Raw genomic sequence first — 19,796 nt, forward strand, 5'->3', positions numbered from 1 at the left:
TGCCGGCGCTTGGCCGGCACCGCTCTACTTCAGTACAGCGTGCGCTCCGGCGCACCGGCCGGTGGCGGGGTGTACTGGTACAGCCAGGTTTCGGTCAGGGTCTTGCCGCCGCTGCGCAGGTACAGACGGATGTCGATCTGCTCGGTGCTGCCCTCCGGCGGCACCAGGTCGAACATCGCGCGGTAGCCCTTGATCTCGCGCAACGGCCGCGCCGAGACGATCTCCACCCGGCCACGGCTGGTTTCGACAACCGCTTCGACGTCAGCCTTGTCGATCAGGCTGGCCAGTTCGCCGCCGTCGAAGTCCACCGCGAAACGCCACGAGAAGTACTCCCGCTTCTTGCCGATCACCCCGCCCAGGCCGGTACGGCTGGCCACGCAGTGGGCCAGCGGCGTATGCGCCGGCGGCTGTGCGCCCCAGTACAGCCGGTAGCCAACCAGCAGTTCCTGGCCTGGCTGCGGCTTTTCCTTCGGGTTCCAGAAGGCCACGATGTTGTCGAAGGTTTCATCGACGGTGGGAATCTCCACCAGCTGCACCGAGCCCTCGCCCCATTCGCCCTTCGGCTCCACCCACAGGCACGGACGCTTCTCGTAGAACACGCCGTCGTCCTGGTAGTGATCGAAGTTGCGGTCACGCTGCAGCAGGCCGAAGCCACGCGGATTGCGGTCGACGAACATGTTGAAGCGCAGGTTGCGCGGGTTCAGCAGCGGCCGCCAGATCCATTCGCCAGCGCCGGTCCACAGCGACAGGCCATCGGTATCGTGAATCTCCGGGCGCCAGTCCCAGCCCATGCGGCGGTCGTTCTCGCCCACCTGGTACATGCTGGTGCAGGGGGCGATGCCCAGCCGCTCGATGGTCTTGCGCGGATATAACGCGCTGTCGATGTCCATCAGCAGCACATCGCCGTTGGTGACGGCGAAACGGTAGGCACCGGCCACGCTGGGCGAATCCAGCAACGCGTAGACGATGATGGTGTCCGAGTCGGCCGCAGGCTGTTCCAGATAATAGGCGATGAAGTCCGGGAATTCCTCGGGCTTGCCCATGCCGGTGTCGATGGCCAGGCCGCGCGCGGACTGGCCGTACTGGCCTTCCTTGCCCACTGCGCGGAAATAGCTCGCACCGAGGAACGCAGCGAAATCGCGGTCGGTATCCTTGCGCGTGTTCAGTCGGAACCCGGCAAAGCCGAGGTCGGCCGGCAGCTCACCATTCTTCAACCCGCTCTTGCCGTAGTTGAACGCGGCGCCGTCATAGGCCAGTTCCTGCGCCTTGCCGTCGACCACGTCGTACATGCGCACAGGCGAATGGAAGTACAGGCCCAGGTGGAAGAACTTGGCCTGGAATTTTCCCGGCTGGTCGGCCCACAGGGCATGGTCCTGGCGGTAGCCGATCGACTGGTACTGATCCCAGTCCAGCGCTTCCAGCTTGCCTGGCAGCACCCGCTTGTGGCTCTTGTACGGCGCCTGCGCCAGCGCGCGCGCCTGGCCCTTCAGGGTGGCGAAATCGAACGGCTGCGGCTGGCCAAGCCGGCGCAGCCCAAGCTGGCCACTCTTGCTGGCCGCACAGGCCGGCAGTGACGGCAGGCCGAAGGCGGCCAAGGCCAGGGAGGCATTGCGGATGAAGTCGCGTCGTTGCATGCAGGCGCGGGAGCAAAGGGAAGGTCGGCCATCATAGGCAGACAAACGTTAACGGGCAGCGGTGGACTCGATACCCTGTTCAGCCTGCGCCAATGCCGCCAGGCGGGCATCGAGCTCGTGCAGGGCCGGCGCCTGTGGCCCACGCTGGGCCAGCAGCAGCTGTCGTGCCTCGGCCAGCACGCTGCGGGCCTGTGCGGTCTGGCCGGCCTCCTGCAGGGCCTGCCCCTGCGCCAGCAGTGCCTGCGGCAGCAAGGCGACGTGGTCAGGCTGGCGCCAGATCGCCACTGCACGGGCGTAGTGCGCCGCCGCTGCCGAGGGGTCGTCGCTGGCGCTGGCCCATTTCCCCAAGGCGAATTCGCCGTAGCCGATCTCACGATGATCCGGGCCCAGGGCGCCGAGCAGCTGTGCCTGCACCTGCCGCAGTTCCTGGCCGGCCAGCGCGTGCTGGCCACGCTGCAGGGCCAGCAGCGCGCGTGCGCGGCGTACCACCAGCGCCTCCGGGTGGCGCGGGCCCCATGCATCCTGTGCTGCCTGCCAGGCCAGCTCCAGCTCGGCCGCTGCCGCCTTGGTGTCGCCCTGGCGGGCCAGCACATCGCCCAGTTGCCGGTGCAGGCTGATCACCTGCGGGCTGCTGGCGTCGGCGCGTTGGCCGAGCAGGGCCAGCGCCTGCCGGTACCCGGCCAGCGCGGCCGGCAGGCGCCCAGCGGTGGCGTCAAGCGCGGCCAGGTCGGCCAGTGATTCCGCACGCCCGAAGCGCTCGACCATCCCTTGGTGGCGCAGCGCCAGCGCCTGCTGGAACGAACGTCGCGCCGCATCGGCGTCACCCAGCTGGGCCTGGCACCGCCCCAGCTGGCTGTGGAATTCGGCCACGGCCGCCGGCAAGGCCGCCGCCTGGCTGGCCGCCAGCGGTTGCAGCGGCTGCAGGTGCGCCAGGCACTCGCGCCCGCGGCCGAGCATGCGCAGTGCGCGCCCCCGCTGGGTAACCGCCTCGATCTGCAGCGCTGGCGGTACCTCGCCCACCGCCTGCAGCAGCCGGCGCTGCTGGTCCAGGGTCTGCAGCGCCAGCTGGTAGTCGCCCAGGCCGATGCGCAGGCGGCCGATCACCCCTTGCAGCTCAGCCAGCGCCAGCGGCTGGTCAGCCAGTTCGGCTTCGCCCCGTTGCTGGCCGGTGGCCAGCAGCTGCGGCACGTCGAAATGACCGTGACGCTGGCTGGCCGCCTTGTCGAACAGGCCGACGGTGAAATCCTGCATGGCCTGCGCACGGGCCATTTCCTCGCGCGTCTGGCGCAACTGCCACAGGGCGAAGGACGTGGTCCCCAGCAGGGCGAGCGCGGCCAGCCCGGTCAGCGCCACGCCCCAGCGATGGCGGCCCACGTACTTGCGCACCCGGTAGCCCACCCCCGGCGGTCGCGCCTGGATCGGCTGTCCCTGCAGGTAACGGCGCAGGTCACCGGCCAGCGCCTCGGCCGAGCTGTAGCGCTGCTGCGGGTCTTTCTGCAGAGCCTTTTCCAGCAGCACGTCCAGATCGCCACGCAGTCGCCTGGCCTGCCGCAGCAGTGCCCGTCTCGGTGCTCCCGGCTCTGCAGCCCGCCGTTGCAGCAGCGCCGAGGCACGCGGTGCCTGCACATCCAGGATCGAGCGCTCCCATTCCGCATCGCTATGCCGGCGCAGGCGATAGGGCTTGTGCCCGGTGACCACCTCGAACAGCACCACGCCCAACGAATAGACATCGGTCAGGGTCGTCACCACCTCGCCACGCACCTGCTCCGGCGCGGCGTAGTGCAGGGTGAAAGCCCGGACCTCGGTAGCCGGATGGCCCGCGTTCGGGTCGTCGTGGTCGAGCAGCTTGGCGATGCCGAAGTCGAGCAGTTTCACCGTGCCATCGGCGCGCACCAGGATGTTGGAGGGCTTGAGGTCGCGGTGCACCACCAGGTTGGCATGCGCATGGCTGACCACCGCGCAGACCTGCAGCATCAGCTGCAGCCGTGTTTCCAGCGGCGGTTGCAGACGCCGGCAGTAGTCGCTGATCGGCTCGCCTTCCACGTAGTCCAGCGCGAGGTACGGCTGCCCGTGCTGGTCCACCCCGGCGTCCAGCAGTTGTGCCAGGTGCGGGTGCTGCAGGCGGGCCAGGATCTGCCGCTCGCGGCCGAAGCGCTGGCGCAGGCCCGGGTCGGCCACGCCACTGCGCAGCAGCTTCAGCGCAACCTGGCGCTGATACAGGCCATCGCAGCGCTCGGCCAGCCAGACCTCGCCCATGCCACCTTCGCCGAGCGGGTGCAGCAACCTATAGGGACCGACCTCGCTCCCAGCGCGGCCCGGCGGTGTGGCGGTCCACAGCGGCTGGGCCATGAACTCGTGGCTGTCGGCCTCCTGCTGCAGCAGGTGTTCCAACTCGCGTGCCAGCGCGGGATCCTGCGCGCTCAAGCGCTGCAGGCGCAGCTGGCGGGCGGCAGGTGCCAGCTCCAGCAGCTGGTCCAGCCAGGACGACAATTGCTGCCAGCGGGCGGTATCCATGATGTGGGTGGCGGCGACTCAGTCGCTGCGCATCGCGGCCAGCAGGAACAGCCGTGCTTTCTGCCAGTCACGGCGGATGCTGCGTTCCGAGCGCTGGCTAAGCTCGGCGATCTCCAGCTCCGACAGCCCGGCGAAATAGCGCAGTTCCACCACCTTGGCCAGGTGCGCATCGACGGCCTGCAGGCGTTCCAACGCCACGTCCAGGGCCAGCAGATCCTCGTCCAGGCGAATGCCGCTGCTGCTGTTCTCGGGAATCTCGGCTACCCGCTTGAGGTCGCCACCGCGCTTGCGCGCCAAGCGGTTGCGCGCGTAATCGACGACCACGCTGCGCATCGACGATGCGGCGTAGGCGAAGAAGTGCGAACGGTCCTCGAAGCGCGCCGCACCGCGGCTGCCCAACAGCTTCAGGTAGGACTCGTGGACCAGCGACGTCGCATCCAGGGTGCGCCCCTGCTGCCCGGCCAACTGCCGCCGGGCCATGCTGTGCAGCTCCTGGTACAGGGTGGTCAGCACGCGGTCGAGCGCGGCACGGTCGCCGCCGCGCGCAGCATCCAGCCACACAGTGATGTCCGGGCCTTCGTCCATCGCCAACGCTCCCCCGCAGCGGATGTCGGCTGGACTATAGCGCTGTGCGTGTGCAGCGCATGAAGACGTTCAGCGCTGGCAGCGGCTGCACCACACGCTTGCGCGCTGGCCGATCATGGCGTGCTTGAGCAGGCGGCCGCAGCCGGGGCACGGCAGGCCATCGCGGCCATAGACAAGCAGCTCCTGCTCGAAGTAACCCGGCGCGCCGTCGGGGCTGATGAAATCGCGCAGGGTGGTGCCGCCACGGGTGATGGCGTAGTCCAGCGTTTCCTTCACTGCCGTGGCCAGCCGCCGGTAGCGCTCGCGGGTGACCTTGCCGGCCTCGCGCAGCGGGCTGATGCCCGCCTTGTACAGGCTCTCGGCAGCGTAGATGTTGCCCACGCCGACCACCACTGCCTGGTCCATCAGGAAGGTCTTCACCGGCGCGCTGCGGCCGCGGCTGCGGGCAAACAGGTAGTCGCCGTCGAAGGTGTCGTCCAGCGGCTCCGGGCCCAGCCCCTGCAGCAGCGGATGGATTTCGCCGGCCGGCTGCCAGAGCAGGCTGCCGAAGCGGCGCGGGTCGTTGAAGCGCAGCAGGCGTCCGTTGTCCAGACTGATGTCCACATGGTCATGTGCCCGCAACGGGGTGTCGCCGGGCAGCACGCGCAGGCTACCGGACATGCCCAGGTGCAGCACGGCGCTGCCGATGGCGGTATCCAGCAGCAGGTACTTGGCACGGCGGCGCACGTCTTCGATGCGCTGGCCGGGCAGCAGCTCGGCCACTTCCGGCGGGATCGGCCAGCGCAGATCGGCACGGCGCAGGATCACCCCGTGCACGCGGCGGCCCTGCAGGTGCGGCGCCAGGCCGCGGCGGGTGGTTTCTACTTCGGGCAGTTCGGGCATGGGACGATTCTATGCCCGCTCAGCGTGGTGGTGCAGCCAGTTCGCGCGCATCCAGGAACCCATCGCCGTTGGCGTCCTGCTTGTGGAAGCGCTGCACGATCGTCTGCCGCTGCTGTTCGCGGCTGATGGCCCTGCCCTTGCCGCCGGGCAGCTCATCGGCGCTCAGCACGCCATCGCCGTTGCGATCCATGCGATCGAAGGCGTACAGCATCCACTGCAGGTACTCGGCTTCACTGACCTTGCCATCGCCGTCGCTGTCCATGCGCTGCAGGTAGCTGGCGGTGTCGCTGACCTGGGCCTGCACGGCAGGCGCCCACACTGCGACCAGCAACAACACCGTCAGCGCAGCCTTCATCCGCCCACCAGGGTGTAACCCTTCAGTCGCGCGGCATAGGCCTGCAGCGCGGCAATGCCGCTTTCCTCGGCCTCGCGGCACCAGGCCTGCAATTGGCGCAGACGCTCGGCGGCATCGTGGCCACGCGCTTCCAGCAGCGTTGCCAGGCGCGCGCGATATTCCACCAGGGTACGGATACGCGGGCGCTGGGCGACCCATTCGCTGAGCTGCGCGCGGCTGTCCGGCTGCAACCAGCGGCCGTCGTTGACCAGGCCACGGCGCAGCCTGCGCGGCAGCAACCGGCGCAGCTTGGCACCGGCGTGTCGTGCTTCCTCGCGCAATGCCGGCATGAACACATTGCGCTGGTAGTCGGTCATCGCCTGGAAGCGATGCGACAACAGGGCTTTCAGGGTGTCAGCGTCGGGAACGGCGATGTTCGGGCGCACGTCCATGGCCGGCGCCACCCGCAATACCTTGGCCAGGCGCAGGGCCTGCAGCAGGCGGATCGCGCTCCAGCCGATGTCGAACTCCCAGCGTCGCATCGCAAAGCGCGCCGAGCTGGGGAACGCATGGTGGTTGTTGTGCAGTTCCTCGCCGCCAATCCAGAACGCCCATGGGGTGAGGTTGGTGGAGGTGTCGGCCGACTCGTAGTTGCGGTAGCCCCACCAGTGGCCCAGGCCATTGACCACGCCGGCGGCCCAGAACGGAATCCACGCCATCTGGATCGCCCACAGGGCGATGCCCGGCAGGCCGAACAGCACCGTGTTGATCGCAAACAGCAGCACCGGGCCGAACGTGGCATACGGGGTATACAGGCGACGCTCGATGGCGTCGTCCGGCGTGCCGCGACCATATTGTTCGATGTCCTCGCGCATGCCGCGTGCTTCGCGGTAGAGCTCCACGCCGCGCCAGAACACCTGGCCGATGCCACGGGTGACCGGGCTGTGCGGGTCGTCCTCGGTTTCCACCTTGGCGTGGTGCTTGCGATGGATCGCCACCCACTCCTTGGTGATCATCGAGGTGGTCAGCCAGGTCCAGAAGCGGAAGAAATGCGCGACCACCGGATGGAAGTCCACGCCCCGGTGCGCCTGGCTGCGATGCAGGTAGAGGGTGACCGAGAAGATCGTGAGCTGGGTGAAGACCAGCAGCACCAGGGCCAGCTGCCACCAACCCAGGCCCAGCACGCCACCGGTCAGCAGGGACATCAGGGCATCAGGCATGGCGGCTCTCCGGAGCGACACAGGTATGGAAGACATCATGGGCGCTTGCGTTGCAAACTGCACCCTGCACCGCTGGATTGGCAGCGCCATTCCGTGGCTTCGTTCACAGTTGGGGACCCGTGTTGTCGAGCCTTGATCCGCGCATCCGCGCCGTAGACCCTGCCCCATCCGCCGGGGACCTGCCGCCCTTGATCGAACTGGACCGCGCCAGCGTGATGCGCGGCCAGGTGAAGGTCCTGCACGGGCTGAGCCTGCGCATCGCGCAGGGCCAGCACACCGCCCTGCTCGGCCCCAATGGCTGTGGCAAGTCCACCTTCATCAAGCTGATCACCCGCGAGCTGTATCCGCTGGCGCAGGCCGACGGCACGGTGGCGGTGAAGGTGCTGGGGCAGAACCGCTGGCAGGTCGACCGGCTGCGTTCGCAGCTGGGCATCGTCACCGGCGACCTCAGCAGCAACCTGGCCGACATGCCGGGGCTGACGGTGGAGCAGGCGGTACTGTCGGGGTTCTTCGCCAGCTACATGGTGCCGGCCTTCCGCGAGGTCACTGCCGACATGCGCGTGCGGGTGGGCGAGACCCTGGCGATGACCGGTGCGTCGGGCCTGCGTGAGCGTGCCTACGCCGAACTGTCGGCCGGCGAGACCCGCCGCGTGCTGATCGCCCGTGCGCTGGTCAACCGGCCGCAGGCGCTGCTGCTGGATGAACCCTCCACCGGGCTGGACCTGGTGGCCCGCCAGCAGTTGATCGCCACCATGCGCGTGCTGGCCCAGCAGGGCATCACCCTGGTGCTGGTCACCCATCACATCGAGGAAGTGATTCCCGAGATCGAGCGGGTGGTGCTGCTGCGCGACGGCCGCGTGGTGGCCGATGGCGCGCGCGCCGAACTGTTGCGCGACGAGCCGCTGTCGGCCGTATTCGGCGGCGCGATCACGGTGGTGGAACAGGAGGGACGGCTGACCGCCTACGCGGGGTGACAGCGCCTCCGTGGCGGGCCGGACATCCGGCCCGCCACGCCCTGCTTCAGAACCGCAACGCCAGCGCGCGCGACTCGATCGGTGCCATCCGGCTCTGGTCCTGCAGCTGCAGGTTGCGCAGTTCGTACGGTGCACCGAAGCCTGCAGGCAACGCGGCTTGGTCGAACGGCAGCACCAGCGCGCCGCGGCCCGGGCCATCGAACCACGCGGCGGCGTGGGCCTGCGCCACCGGCTGCAACTGGCCGTTGGCTGCGGTGGCATACAGCGTGCCGCGCGCCTCGTAGCGGCCGGCGGCGGCCACCTGCAGCGGCAGGCTGACCTGGCGGCTGGCCGGATCGGGCATGGCCTGGCCGACGAAGCGGGCAGTCGGCCTGGCCACCGCGAAGGCGACCTTGCCATCGCGCAGCACGCCGTCGGCCTGGGCGAACACCTGCAGCTCCCACAGGCCCTGGGCGTTGCTGGCCTCGGCCGGAATCCTTACCTGTGCGCGCAGGCTGCCATCGGTGGTGCGCAGCAGCCGCTGCGGCCAGCTGCGGCCATCGGGTGCGACCAGCAGCGCTTCACCGCCGAGGCTGCCCCGTCGTGCGCGCAGCGTCGCCGCGCTGGCCCCGTCTTCCAGCAGACGCGCCTGCAGCTGCACGCTGCCGCCGGCCAGCACCTGTGCTTGGCTGGCCTGCACTTCCAACCGCAGCGGGCTGTTGGGCTCCAGCACCTGCACCACGTAGCGGCCCTGCGCCTGCGCGCTCTGCAGGCGGTAAGCACCGGCTGCGCTGGTGGCACCGGTGCGCAGCATGCTGCTGCCATCGCTGACCGGCATGCCCGCATCCTGCAGCTGGCGTGCGTCGACACTGCGCGCAACGCTGCTGCGCCCCGCCGGATCACGCACCTGCAGCGCGCTGGCCGGCAGCGCGCGGGCGCCCGGCGCCGGGCTGAGCTGGATCACCGCATCCGCTGCGCTCAGCGGCAGTTCCAGGCCGCGCTGCAGCTCGGCACCGTCGACCTGCTGCCAGTAGCTGCGGCTGATGGCGGCCTGGGGGCCGGGGGCCTGCAGTGGCTGCGCCGGGTCCAGCGCCCAGGCGAAGGCCAGCGGCGCGTGCTCGCTTTCATCGGCCGGCAGCGGCGCGGCAACCAGGCCGGCGGGAATCTGGTCGCCGGCGGCAACGCGCAGCGGCTGCGCGGCCTGCGCCGATGCGGTGGAAAGGACCGCCAGCACGGCGGTAGCCAGCAAGGTGGAATGGATCTTCATGGTCATCTCCCTCACTGGGTCAGGTCGTTGCGCAGGATGCTGCCGAGGCCGAAGCACTCGCGGCGGCTCTGGTTGTGGCTGAGCGGCTCGGCGCCCTGGGTGCGCGCCTTGTCGGTGAACCACAGGGTGCCGGCTGCCTTCTGGCTGCTGCATTCCAGGAAACCGTCCGAGCACGACGACAGCCAGTTCTGGGTGAACTCCAGGCCAACATTGGCGGAGTAGCCGCCGCAGTAGCTGTTGCTGTCCCACACCGCCGATTCGACATCGCTGCCGACCACCGCGCGGAACGGCTTGGGCAGGGCCGGGCGGCCGGCGGTGCCGTACAGGTTCTGCGCGTTGTAGGTGGCCATGTGTCCCACCTGCTGCATGCGCACAGCATCGCTCTTGTAGCCCAGCAGCCAACCCAGTGAGGTTTCGAAGGTATTGCCGTTGAGCACGGCGTCGGCCAGCGGCGTACCTGCCGACGAGGGCGCCAGCGCAGTGACCTTGCGCACCCGGTTGATGATCTTCGGGTAGCGGCTGTCGTAGGTGGGGTTGGACAGGATCCAGCGCATCACGTTGCCGCCGTTGGAGTGGGTGATCACCACCAGCTGGGTGATGCCACGGCTGTCGATGAAGCCGGTGAGCTGGTTGGCCAGGCAGCCGGCCGCTTCCGGCTTCCACATGTACTGGGTGAAGTCGCAGTTGATGACCACGTAGTTGCTGCTGTTCGGCAGGCCCTGGCGGACGGTGTCGATGATCGCCGGCTGCCAGTAGTCCTGCGTGGCATTGGTCTGCGCGCCGGTGCCATGCACGAAGGCCACGCCGTAGACATCGGCGGCCTGCGCCGGGGCGATCGCCAGCCCCAGGACCAGGCCCAGGACGGTACTTGTACTTCCTGTTGCGGTGCTGCGCATCGCTTCTCTCCCTTTCAGCGGATCCCCCCGGCCCGGCTGTGACCTGATGCTCATGGCGGCAGCGCGTGAAAGTCCGTGCGCTGCGCCCGGATTCAGGAGATTGCCGACACTTGATGACTGTTTTCATCGCCCAGCGGCTGACCATGCCGGGTCTGGCCATATGACCGATGGACGCTGCGGCCGACAATCGAGGCTGCGATCATGGCCGGCGAGTTCCCAGCCCGAGTCTGCCCATGTCGTCGATCCTCCCCCCTGCCCGTCCGTTGCTCGGCCTGGCCATCGCGCTGTCGCTGGCCGGCTGTGCCGCCACCGCCAGCAAGCCGACCGCCGTCGAAGCCAACATCACCACCAAGGCCGTGGGCTACCTGGACAAGAGCGCAGTGCCGGCCAGCATCGATCTGGTGCCGGCGCCACCGGCCGCCGGCTCGGCCGCCTTCGCGCTGGATGAGCAGGTCAGCCGCGAGGCACGCGCGCTGCGCGGCAGCCCGCGCTTCGCCCAGGCCGGTATCGATGCCGAACTGGGCTTCCCGCAAGGTGCCAACCACTTTTCCTGCGCCGCCGACATCGACGTCGATGCAGTGAAGACCCCGGCCCTGTACCGCCTGCTGGAGCGCAGCCGCATCGACGCCAGTGCTGCCACCAAGGCCGCCAAGAACATGTACAAGCGCCCGCGTCCGTTCATGGTCAACGGCGAGCCGACCTGCTCGCCGAAGGATGAGGAGGGGCTGCGCAGCAACGGTTCCTATCCGTCCGGCCACACCTCGATCGGCTGGGCATGGGCATTGATCCTGTCGGAGATCGCACCGGACCGCGCCGACGCCATCCAGGCACGTGGCCGCAACTACGGCGAGAGCCGCCTGGTGTGCAACGTGCACTGGCAGAGTGACATCCTCGAAGGCCGCTTCATGGGCGCGGCTGCCGTCGCCCGCCTGCATGACAACGCCGCGTTCAACAAGGACCTGCTGGCTGCGCGCAAGGAAATCGCTGCCGCGCGCAAGGCCGGCCTGCATTCCAGCCGTGACTGCGCCACCGAGAACGCGGTGCTGAAGGTGCGCCCGCAGAGCGCGCTGTAAGCGCGCGCCGGGCAATGCCCGGTGGACGCGGAGAACAGAAGGGCCGGCATTGCGCCGGCCCTTCTTCATTGCATTACCGCAGCAACTGCATCAGAACTTCGCGGTGAACTCCACGCCCCAGGTACGCGGCTCATTGAGGAAGCCGGTCAGGTTGTTGAAGTCGATCGCGCCGACCACGCGGGTCTGGTTGGTCAGGTTGCGGCCGAACACGGCCACGTCGTACTGGCCGTAATCCCAGTTGTAGCCCAGGCGCAGGCCACCTTCCAGCGAGCTGCGGCCACGGAACTCCGGCGACTCGTAGATGAAGAAGTTGACCGCGCTGCGGTAGGCCCAGTCGGTGTAGGCATACAGCTCGCTGCCATCGCTGAGCGGGAAGCCCACGCGCAGGGTCGCGTTGTGGATCCACTTCGGCGCCTGCGGCAGCGGATTGCCGTTGACCAGGGCGTAGGTGCCGCCATTGATGATGGTGGTCGGGTCGGTGATGGTGCAGCCGCCGCCACAGACCGCCACCGCCAGGTTCTTGTCCTTGATCTCGGTGTCGTTGTAGCTGCTGCCGAAGGTCAGCAGCACGTTGTCGGCCAGGTAGGCTTCCAGGTCCAGCTCGACGCCCTGGCCGATGGTCTTGTCGGCGTTGAGCAGGGTGGCGGTGTTGTTGGTGCCACCCACGGCGATCAGCTGCTGGCCGTCCACGTCGTAGCGGAACACGCTGAAGCCCAGGCGTGCGCGACGCTCGAACAGGTCGGCCTTGATGCCGGCTTCGTACGAAATCACCTTCTCCGAATCGGCCTGCGACAGGCCCGGCGCGAACGCCAGGCGACCCTGGATCGACGGTGCACGGAAGCCCTTGGCCACGCGCGCATAGGCATTGACGTTGTCGGTCAGCTTGTACACGCCGCTGACATCCCAGCTGACGTCGTTGACGTCGGTGTTGGCCAGGTACGGGCCACTGACCGGGGTACCGAACGGCACGGCCTGCAGCACGCTGGCGCTGAAGTCCTTCTTGTCCTGCGTGTAGCGCACGCCGGCACGCAGCTTGAAGCGGTCGGTGACGTCGAAGTCGCCCGACGCGAACACCGCCCACGCCTTGTTGCGCTGCTGCTGCACCACGTGGCCGGTCTGCGGATTGCCCGGGGTCAGCGAGTCGTAGTTGAAGTTGTTGATGGTGACGTCTTCATCGAAGTAGAAGACGCCGGCCTGCCAGTCGAAACGGCCCCATTCGTTGGATTCCACGCGGAATTCCTGGGTCCACTGACGGTGGTGCGGCAGGCCGTCGGCCGACTCGGACGAGAACGGAATCAGGCCCGGGCCGGAGTTGCCCGCGCCGAGGAACGCCGCGCCGTAGCCACCGTCGATATCGCCACGGTTGAGCGATTCGGCGGTCTCGTAGCCGGTGATCGAATGCAGGGTCACCGAACCGAGGTTCCACTGCAGGCGCGCGCTGCCGCCCCAGGTTTCCAGGTCGGAGAAGTTGACGCCGTCATTGGCGACCTTGTCGCGGTCGAAGTTCTCGACCAGCGCGTTGCCACCCTTCTCGATGATGTTGGCGCGGAACAGGCGGGCGGTGCCGTTGAGCTTGCGCTTGTGCAGGTTGAACAGCGCTTCGAAATCATCGCCTTCGTACAGGAACTGCACGCGGCCGGCGGCTTCGTCATAGCCTTCGAAGCCGCTGTTGGGCGCACCGGCACGGGTGTTGTCGACCCAGTCGTCACGGCGCTGGTAGATGGCCGACACGCGTGCGGACCAACGGTCGGTCAGCGGACCGCCGTAGGCACCCTGCACGTTCCAGCTGTTGTAGGTGCCATAGCCCACGCGCACGTAGCCATCGGCATCCTGCGACGGACGCGCCGAATCGAACTTGACCACGCCGGCCGGGGTGTTGCGCCCGAACAGGGTGCCCTGCGGGCCGCGCAGCACTTCCACACCGGCCAGGTCGAACAGCGGGAAGCCCTTCAGCAGCGGGCTTTCCTGCACCACATCGTCGTACACCAGCGAGACCGGCTGCGAAGCGTTGAGATCGAAATCGGTGTTGCCCAGGCCGCGGATGTAGAAACGCGGGAAGGCACGGCCGTAGGAGGACTCGATGTTGAGGCTCGGCACGCGCGCAGCAAGGAAGCGGATGTCATCGCCCGCCGAACCGAGCACGTCGAGCTTTTCGCCCTGGATCGCGCTGATCGCAACCGGTACGTCCTTGGCGTTCTCGACGCGACGCTGTGCAGTCACCTGCAGCGCATCGAGGGCGACCGGATCCTTGGCGGCGGGGGTTTCCTGGGCGGCTGCTACCAGCGGCAGCAGGGCGGAAAGAGCGACAACGAGCGGGCGCGCGACCGGAGAGCGGCCACGGGAAGTACGGGTCGGAGACATGGCGGTAGGCTGTGTTTGGAGGGGTGGTAAAACGGCGCTACCAGATAATTGTTGCAATACAGCACCTCCCTCGCAAATGCCGATCGTTCATGGCCGCCTCGCGCGCCGCCGGAAGCTGCCGCTAGACTCGGGGTTTTCCCCCGCAACGGACCTGCTGCGATGACCCAGTGGTACTTCCATGCTCCCGGCCAGGCCGACCGTGTCGGTCCGTTCGACGAGGAGGCCGCGCGCCGCTTCGCCCAGGCCAATCCGCGCGCGCTGGCCTGGTGCCAGGGCATGACAGGGTGGACACCGGTGTCCGAAATCGTCGCCCTGCAGCAGGCCGGTGCCGCCACGGCAGTTCCGCCGCCGATGCCCGCAGCCATGCCCGCAACCGCAACTGCGTCAACCGGCAGCCGTGCCGACCGCATCGACTTCCGCATCGTCGGCCATGAAATGCAGTTCGTGGAAATCGAACTGGACCCCGGCGAAGGTGCGGTGGCCGAGGCCGGCGCGCTGATGTTCAAGGACGCTTCGGTGCAGATGGATACCGTCTTCGGCGGTGGCGCACGCGGTGGCCAGGGCAGCGGTTTCATGGACAAGGTGATGGCCGCCGGCAAGCGCGTGCTGACCGGTGAGAGCCTGTTTGCCACCGTCTACACGCAGACCGGCCAGGGCCGCGGCAAGGTCGCCTTCGCCGCGCCCTATCCCGGCACCGTGCTGGCGATGAAGCTGGACCAGCATGGCGGGCGCCTGATCTGCCAGAAGGACAGCTTCCTGGCCGGCGCGCGCGGCGTGCAGATCGGCGTGCAATTCCAGCGCAGGATCATGACCGGTCTGTTCGGCGGCGAGGGCTTCATCATGCAGAAGCTGGAGGGCGACGGCTGGGTGTTCATCCATGCCGGCGGCTGCGTGGTCGAGCGTGAGCTGGCCGCCGGCGAACGCCTGGATGTCGATACCGGCTGCATCGTCGCCTACCACCCCTCGGTGGACATGGACGTGCGCCGGGTCAAAGGCATCCGAAGCGTGCTGTTCGGTGGCGAGGGCGTGTTCCTGGCCACCCTGACCGGGCCGGGCAAGGTCTGGCTGCAGTCGCTGCCGTTCTCGCGCCTGGCCGGCCGCATGTGGATGGCGGCGCCGCAGGGCGGCGGCAAGAGCCGCGGCGAGAGTTCGCTGCTGGGCTGAGTGGACCGACGGGCGGACGGCGCGCCGGTTCTGACCGCAGGATATCGGTAGGTGCCGACCTTGGTCGGCACTGGATTGTGCAAGCGCCGGCCAAGGTCGGCATCTACCGCCCGCATTTCATGAATGGGGAGCCGACCCACCCTGCCCGCCCTGCCACGCCTTCGGTATGCTGGCGCCCTTTCCTGAATCCGGCGCCGCGAGCGCACTGCCGATGAGCCTGTTCCGCCCCCGTGTGCTGCTGTCCGTCGCCCTGCTCGGCCTGTTGGCCGGCTGCGGTGGCGAAGAGGTCCGCCCCACCCCGCCCGCGCAGCCCACCCTGGTGCCGCAGGCCAAGCCGGTGAAGATCGGCATCGCGCTCGGCGGCGGCGCGGCCAAGGGCTTTGCGCATATCGGCGTGATCAAGATGCTCGAAGCCAACGGCTTCGAACCGGTGGTGGTGTCCGGCACCAGTGCCGGCAGCGTGGTCGGCGCCCTGTATGCCAGCGGCATGGACGCTTTCCAGATGCAGAGCAAGGCGGTGGCGCTGGATGAAGCCAGCATCCGCGACGTACGCCTGTTCTCCGGTGGCCTGGTGCAGGGCCAGAAGCTGCAGGACTACGTCAACGAACAGGTGGCCAACCGCCCGGCCGAGCGCCTGAAGAAGCCATTCGCTGCCGTCGCCACCCAGCTGGAAACCGGCGAGCGCTCGATCTTCGTGCGCGGCAATGTCGGTCAGGCGGTGCGCGCGTCGAGCAGCATCCCCGGCGTGTTCGAGCCGGTGAAGATCGGCGGCCGCAACTACATCGACGGCGGCGTGGTCAGCCCTGTGCCGGTGGACGCCGCGCGCCAGCTCGGCGCTGAGTTCGTGATCGCCGTGGACATCTCCAGCAAGGCCAGCGGCAAGGCGCCGACCGGCATGCTCGGCATCGTCAACCAGTCGATCTCGATCATGGGCCAGCGCCTGGGCGAGCAGGAACTGGCACGCGCGGACATCGTGATCCGGCCGAAGGTGCTGGACATCGGTGCTGCCGACTTCAGCCAGCGTGGCACCGCCATCCTGGAAGGCGAGAAGGCCGCGATGGCGGCGATGCCGCAGATCCGCGCCAAGATCCAGCAGCTGCAGAAGGCCCGCGCCGCCGCATTGGCACCGGCACCGGTAGCTGCGCCGAAGTGCGACGAACCTTCGCGCCTGGGTAAACTGATGGGCCGCAAGGAAAAGTGCTGACGCGCGGGGCTTGAACGGCCGCTGCGGTCAGCGCCGCGGTGGTGGGTAACCACTGGCCAGGCGTCGCTGCCGGCGCCGCTCATCCACCGCCCGGTCATGCCGCTGTGCGCTCAGCTGCAACTGCTCCATCGCGTCCCCCGGCAGCCACAGCTGTTGCTGGGCACGGGTGATCGCCACATAGGCGGCGCGCACCGGGCTGTGCAGCGCGCGCGCATCATGGCCGCTGTCGAAGCAGCACGGCGCCATGGACACCGTGGCGAACTGCAGGTTCTTGGCGTGCTGGGCCAGGCACAGCACGACGCTGGCCTCGTCCGCATCGACCAGTTGCCCGAGCAGGCGCTGCAACGCCGCAGCATCGAAGCCACCGGCAAACAGCGCGGGGATGTCCGCCTGTCCACGCTTGGCACAGACCTGCACGAAGCTTTCCCAGCGTTGTCCGGGGCCGCCAGCGGCGGCGCTGCGCCAGGCGTCGATCGGGCCGTCCACCTCTTTCAACAGCGCCTGCCGCGACGCCGGATGCAGATGCACGCGCGCACCGCGCGCAACCAGCGCGTTGGCTTCCAGCAGCATCCGCCACAGGCTGCCGTACAAGCGGGCGCCGGTGCTGGGCACCACCGACCAGTCGTCATAACGGCGCAGGCCGGTGGCGCGGTCGCTGGCCCCCATGAACGGTGCCGGCTCGCCGAGATCGTCCAGTGCCAGCGACTGGTTGACCAGCGCATCGACCTGGCGCCCCTGGCGCACCGACTGGTGCATCTCCAGCGTTTTCGCCGATGACCAGCGCTGCACGCGTCCGCTCAACCGCTGATGCGGATCGCCCAGGCTGACCACGCCGGGCGCGTGGGTGGCCAGCAGCTGTTTCCACGCCGGGCTGAGATCGTGTGCCTCATCGACCAGCACCATGCCCAGCGACACCGGCAGCGGCACGCCACGCAGCGCCAGCCATTTGCCGATATGCCCGGCATCCAGCCGCAGGCAACCGCCCTTCTGCACCACCGCATCGAACATGCAGCGCCAGACGAATTCCGCCGCCGCGATGAACGGCGTGGCTTCCAGCTGCGCTGCGCCCAGCGAGCGCTGGAAGTGCCAGGCCTGCAGGTTCGGCGCTGACGACGCGCACCAGCGGTTGATGGCGTCCAGGGCGATCATCAAGACCTGGTCCGGCCGGCGCGCGCCGATGGCCGGCAGGCCGAGCCGTGCGGCCGCCTCGCGCAAGGTCAGCGTGCTCTGCCGGTACGTCGGTACGAAGCCGCCGGTCAGGCCGTTGGCGGCGGCATGGCGGGCAATCGTGTTGGCGAACTCGATCTGGGTCAGCAGGCGCGTGCGTGCGTCGGCCGGCAGCCGCGCGCGGAATGCCTCGACCTGGCCACGCGTGGGCGCCACGTAGGTGTAGCGGCCCGGGCGAGCCTGCAGCAGCGCCAGCACCAGATGGCCCTTGCCGGTGCCGGCATAGGCCTGCAGGTCGATCAATTCATCGGGATTGGCCGCGATCGCACGCAGCACGCGTGCCTGTTCGGAAGTGAACAGGCCGTTGTGCTGGGTCGCGTGCGTCGTCTGTTCGTCATCGCCGGCGTCTTCGTCATCGCCTTCGGCCAGCGATGTCGCTGGGAAATGGATCGTGTGCTCTTCCAGGGTAATCCGGCAGGCCGCCTGGAAGTCCGCGCCGGGATAGGCGTGCGGCGACACGGCCAGCACCGCCTCCATCACTTCGTCCGGTGCCAGCAGCACGTCCTGCGCGGCCAGCACGCCCAGCCACGCTTCCAGCGCCCGCGCATCCTGTCCAGCGCTGGCCGCCAACTGCGCCTGCGCAGCAGGGCCATCATCCGCGGCGAACAACGCACAGGCATCGTGCAGCACGCGCTGCAGCTGGGCGGCCGGTTGCTTCTGCTGGCGGCACAACATGGCCACCAGCAGGCCGGCCTGCTCCAGCGGTGTGTCCGGCGGCGTGCCGTCGGTCAGGTGCCGCAGCAGGCTCTGCTCGCGCAGTGGAAGGAACACCAGGGAAGACGTCGAGGATGGGGTATCAGACATGCCGGAGCCAGAAGGAATCACTGCGCTGCCTGCGTGTTGACGGCCGCCGCGGGGCACGATGCTCGGCCAGTGCGCGCGCGCCGTCAAACATCACGGCACACGCTCATTCAAGCTGCGACAACGGCAATGCCTGGAAACCCTTGACAGTGCGCAGCACGAAGCTGGAATTGGCGTCGGCCACGCCACCGGCGTTGAGCAGCCTGTCCAGCAGGAAGCGCGAGAAGTGCTCCAGATCGCGCACATAGACATGCAGCAGGTAGTCCATGTCGCCGGTCAGGGCGTGGCAGGCCACCACTTCATCCCAGGCCTGCACGCTGTCGACGAAGTGCCCGATCGCGGCCTGGTCGTGCTTTTCCAGCTGCACGCGCACGAAGGCCTGCAGCCCCAGCCCGAGCCGGCGCGGCTCCAGGCGCGCGCCGTAGCCGACGATCACCCCTTCGCTTTCCAGACGCTGCAGGCGACGCAGGCAGGCCGACGGCGACAGGTTCACCCGTGTCGCCAGCTCGGCGTTGGTGGCGCGACCATCACGCTGGATTTCGGCCAGCAGACGTATATCCGTGCGATCGAACTGGACTTCTCCGGCCATTGTTGCCCCGCAACATGGTGAGTACGCAATGATATTGCGCCAAGGCGGCTGATCCGCGCAACTTTTGCAACCCTGTTGCGCGCCCCCTGCCCTAGCATCAACGGTATCCCGTCAAGGAGTCTTCCATGGACCTCGCCCAGCCCCGCCGCGTCGAACACCAGCAGACCGACAAGGGCTACGTGCCGGTGTACACCACCGCGCTCGTCGAGCAGCCGTGGGACACCTACACCGCCGACGACCACGCCACCTGGAGCACGCTGTACCAGCGCCAGCGCGAGCTGCTGGTCGGCCGCGCCTGCCAGGAATTCCTGGATGCACAGGACGAGATGGGCATGAGCGCGCACATGATTCCGCGCTTCGACCAGCTCAACGAAGTGCTCGGTGCGGCCACCGGCTGGACCCTGGTGGGCGTGGAAGGCCTGCTGCCGGAGCTGGATTTCTTCGATCACCTGGCCAACCGCCGTTTCCCGGTCACCTGGTGGATCCGCCGTCCCGACCAGATCGACTACATCGCCGAACCGGATCTGTTCCACGACCTGTTCGGTCACGTGCCGCTGCTGATGAACCCGGTGTTCGCCAACTACATGGAGGCCTACGGCCGTGGTGGCGTCAAAGCGCACGCGATCGGCCCGGAGGCGCTGCAGAACCTGACCCGCCTGTACTGGTACACGGTGGAGTTTGGCCTGATCGACACGCCCGACGGCATGCGCATCTACGGTGCCGGCATCGTCTCGTCGAAGGGCGAATCGCTGTACTCGCTGGAGTCGGCCGCACCAAACCGCATTGGTTTCGACCTGCAGCGGATCATGCGCACGCGCTACCGCATCGACACCTTCCAGAAGACCTACTTTGTCATCGACAGCTTCGAACAGCTGATGCAGGCGACATCGCCGGACTTCACCCCGATCTACGCCGCACTGGCCGACCAGGCGCACCTGCCGGCGGGCGATGTGCAGGGCGAGGACCGCGTGTTCCAGGCCGGTACGGGCGAAGGCTGGGCTGATGGTGGGGATGTGTGAGTAGGCAGCAGAGGTCCGGCTGAACTTCAAAAGCATCTGCAGCTTTTGAAGTTTAAGGGGCCTGGTTCAGGCC

16 protein-coding genes are annotated in these 19,796 nt (G+C 68.2%); 5 read left to right on the top strand and 11 right to left on the bottom strand.

Annotation, left to right across the window (positions count from 1 at the left end):
* Window positions 1–29: 29 nt before the first annotated feature.
* The 6 genes from WKB25_RS15410 to WKB25_RS15435 form a co-directional block, all read right to left on the bottom strand.
* Window positions 30–1,634 carry a glucan biosynthesis protein D gene (locus tag WKB25_RS15410; protein ID WP_340571644.1) on the bottom strand — a complete coding sequence of 535 codons (1,605 nt, stop codon included), beginning with the start codon at window positions 1,632–1,634 and terminating at the stop codon, window positions 30–32.
* Window positions 1,635–1,682: 48 nt separating this feature from the next.
* On the bottom strand, window positions 1,683–4,148 hold the full coding sequence (locus tag WKB25_RS15415; RefSeq protein ID WP_340571646.1) for a serine/threonine-protein kinase: 2,466 nt from the start codon (window positions 4,146–4,148) through the stop codon (window positions 1,683–1,685).
* Between the two features lie 18 nt (window positions 4,149–4,166).
* Complete coding sequence (locus tag WKB25_RS15420) at window positions 4,167–4,733, bottom strand: ECF-type sigma factor (protein ID WP_099819461.1); 567 nt, start codon at window positions 4,731–4,733, stop codon at window positions 4,167–4,169.
* Between the two features lie 69 nt (window positions 4,734–4,802).
* On the bottom strand, window positions 4,803–5,615 hold the full coding sequence (gene mutM / locus WKB25_RS15425) for a bifunctional DNA-formamidopyrimidine glycosylase/DNA-(apurinic or apyrimidinic site) lyase (RefSeq protein WP_340571647.1): 813 nt from the start codon (window positions 5,613–5,615) through the stop codon (window positions 4,803–4,805).
* A 19-nt stretch (window positions 5,616–5,634) separates the two neighbouring features.
* Complete coding sequence (locus tag WKB25_RS15430; protein ID WP_180164696.1) at window positions 5,635–5,970, bottom strand: EF-hand domain-containing protein; 336 nt, start codon at window positions 5,968–5,970, stop codon at window positions 5,635–5,637.
* Window positions 5,967–7,169, bottom strand: coding sequence for a fatty acid desaturase (locus WKB25_RS15435; RefSeq protein ID WP_340571648.1), 1,203 nt, complete (start codon window positions 7,167–7,169; stop codon window positions 5,967–5,969). The genes WKB25_RS15430 and WKB25_RS15435 overlap by 4 nt, the downstream gene beginning before the upstream one ends.
* 215 nt (window positions 7,170–7,384) lie before the next feature.
* Between WKB25_RS15435 and WKB25_RS15440 the strand changes: the two genes are divergently transcribed.
* Window positions 7,385–8,143: an ATP-binding cassette domain-containing protein gene (locus tag WKB25_RS15440; RefSeq protein ID WP_238379500.1), complete on the top strand. Its 759-nt coding sequence runs from the start codon at window positions 7,385–7,387 to the stop codon at window positions 8,141–8,143.
* A 46-nt stretch (window positions 8,144–8,189) separates the two neighbouring features.
* On the opposite strand, the gene WKB25_RS15445 is transcribed toward WKB25_RS15440, so the two are convergent.
* The gene (locus tag WKB25_RS15445) at window positions 8,190–9,389 is read right to left on the bottom strand and encodes a DUF4785 domain-containing protein (RefSeq protein WP_340571649.1); all 1,200 of its coding nucleotides are present in this window, start codon (window positions 9,387–9,389) and stop codon (window positions 8,190–8,192) included.
* 11 nt (window positions 9,390–9,400) lie between these two features.
* The gene (locus WKB25_RS15450; RefSeq protein ID WP_340571651.1) at window positions 9,401–10,285 is read right to left on the bottom strand and encodes a hypothetical protein; all 885 of its coding nucleotides are present in this window, start codon (window positions 10,283–10,285) and stop codon (window positions 9,401–9,403) included.
* Between the two features lie 233 nt (window positions 10,286–10,518).
* Here WKB25_RS15450 and WKB25_RS15455 point away from each other — a divergent pair, with 233 nt between their 5' ends.
* A complete protein-coding gene (locus WKB25_RS15455) occupies window positions 10,519–11,358 on the top strand; it encodes a phosphatase PAP2 family protein (RefSeq protein ID WP_340571652.1) in 840 nt (279 codons plus the stop codon).
* A gap of 90 nt (window positions 11,359–11,448) precedes the next feature.
* On the opposite strand, the gene WKB25_RS15460 is transcribed toward WKB25_RS15455, so the two are convergent.
* Window positions 11,449–13,719 (bottom strand): TonB-dependent receptor, encoded by a 2,271-nt coding sequence (locus tag WKB25_RS15460; protein ID WP_100554305.1) that lies wholly within the window; start codon window positions 13,717–13,719, stop codon window positions 11,449–11,451.
* 159 nt (window positions 13,720–13,878) lie between these two features.
* Between WKB25_RS15460 and WKB25_RS15465 the strand changes: the two genes are divergently transcribed.
* Both WKB25_RS15465 and WKB25_RS15470 read left to right on the top strand, forming a co-directional pair.
* The gene (locus tag WKB25_RS15465) at window positions 13,879–14,883 is read left to right on the top strand and encodes a TIGR00266 family protein (protein ID WP_340571653.1); all 1,005 of its coding nucleotides are present in this window, start codon (window positions 13,879–13,881) and stop codon (window positions 14,881–14,883) included.
* A 211-nt stretch (window positions 14,884–15,094) separates the two neighbouring features.
* A complete protein-coding gene (locus WKB25_RS15470) occupies window positions 15,095–16,087 on the top strand; it encodes a patatin-like phospholipase family protein (protein WP_100554303.1) in 993 nt (330 codons plus the stop codon).
* Window positions 16,088–16,114: 27 nt separating this feature from the next.
* On the opposite strand, the gene WKB25_RS15475 is transcribed toward WKB25_RS15470, so the two are convergent.
* On the bottom strand, window positions 16,115–18,118 hold the full coding sequence (locus WKB25_RS15475; RefSeq protein WP_340571654.1) for a hypothetical protein: 2,004 nt from the start codon (window positions 18,116–18,118) through the stop codon (window positions 16,115–16,117).
* A gap of 103 nt (window positions 18,119–18,221) precedes the next feature.
* Window positions 18,222–18,704 carry an Lrp/AsnC family transcriptional regulator gene (locus tag WKB25_RS15480; RefSeq protein WP_025875473.1) on the bottom strand — a complete coding sequence of 161 codons (483 nt, stop codon included), beginning with the start codon at window positions 18,702–18,704 and terminating at the stop codon, window positions 18,222–18,224.
* A gap of 125 nt (window positions 18,705–18,829) precedes the next feature.
* Between WKB25_RS15480 and phhA the strand changes: the two genes are divergently transcribed.
* On the top strand, window positions 18,830–19,723 hold the full coding sequence (phhA, locus tag WKB25_RS15485) for a phenylalanine 4-monooxygenase (protein ID WP_340571655.1): 894 nt from the start codon (window positions 18,830–18,832) through the stop codon (window positions 19,721–19,723).
* The last annotated feature ends 73 nt before the right edge of the window (window positions 19,724–19,796 follow it).

Source organism: Stenotrophomonas sp. G106K1 (assembly GCF_037969685.1).
GTDB classification, from domain to species: Bacteria; Pseudomonadota; Gammaproteobacteria; order Xanthomonadales; family Xanthomonadaceae; genus Stenotrophomonas; species Stenotrophomonas lactitubi.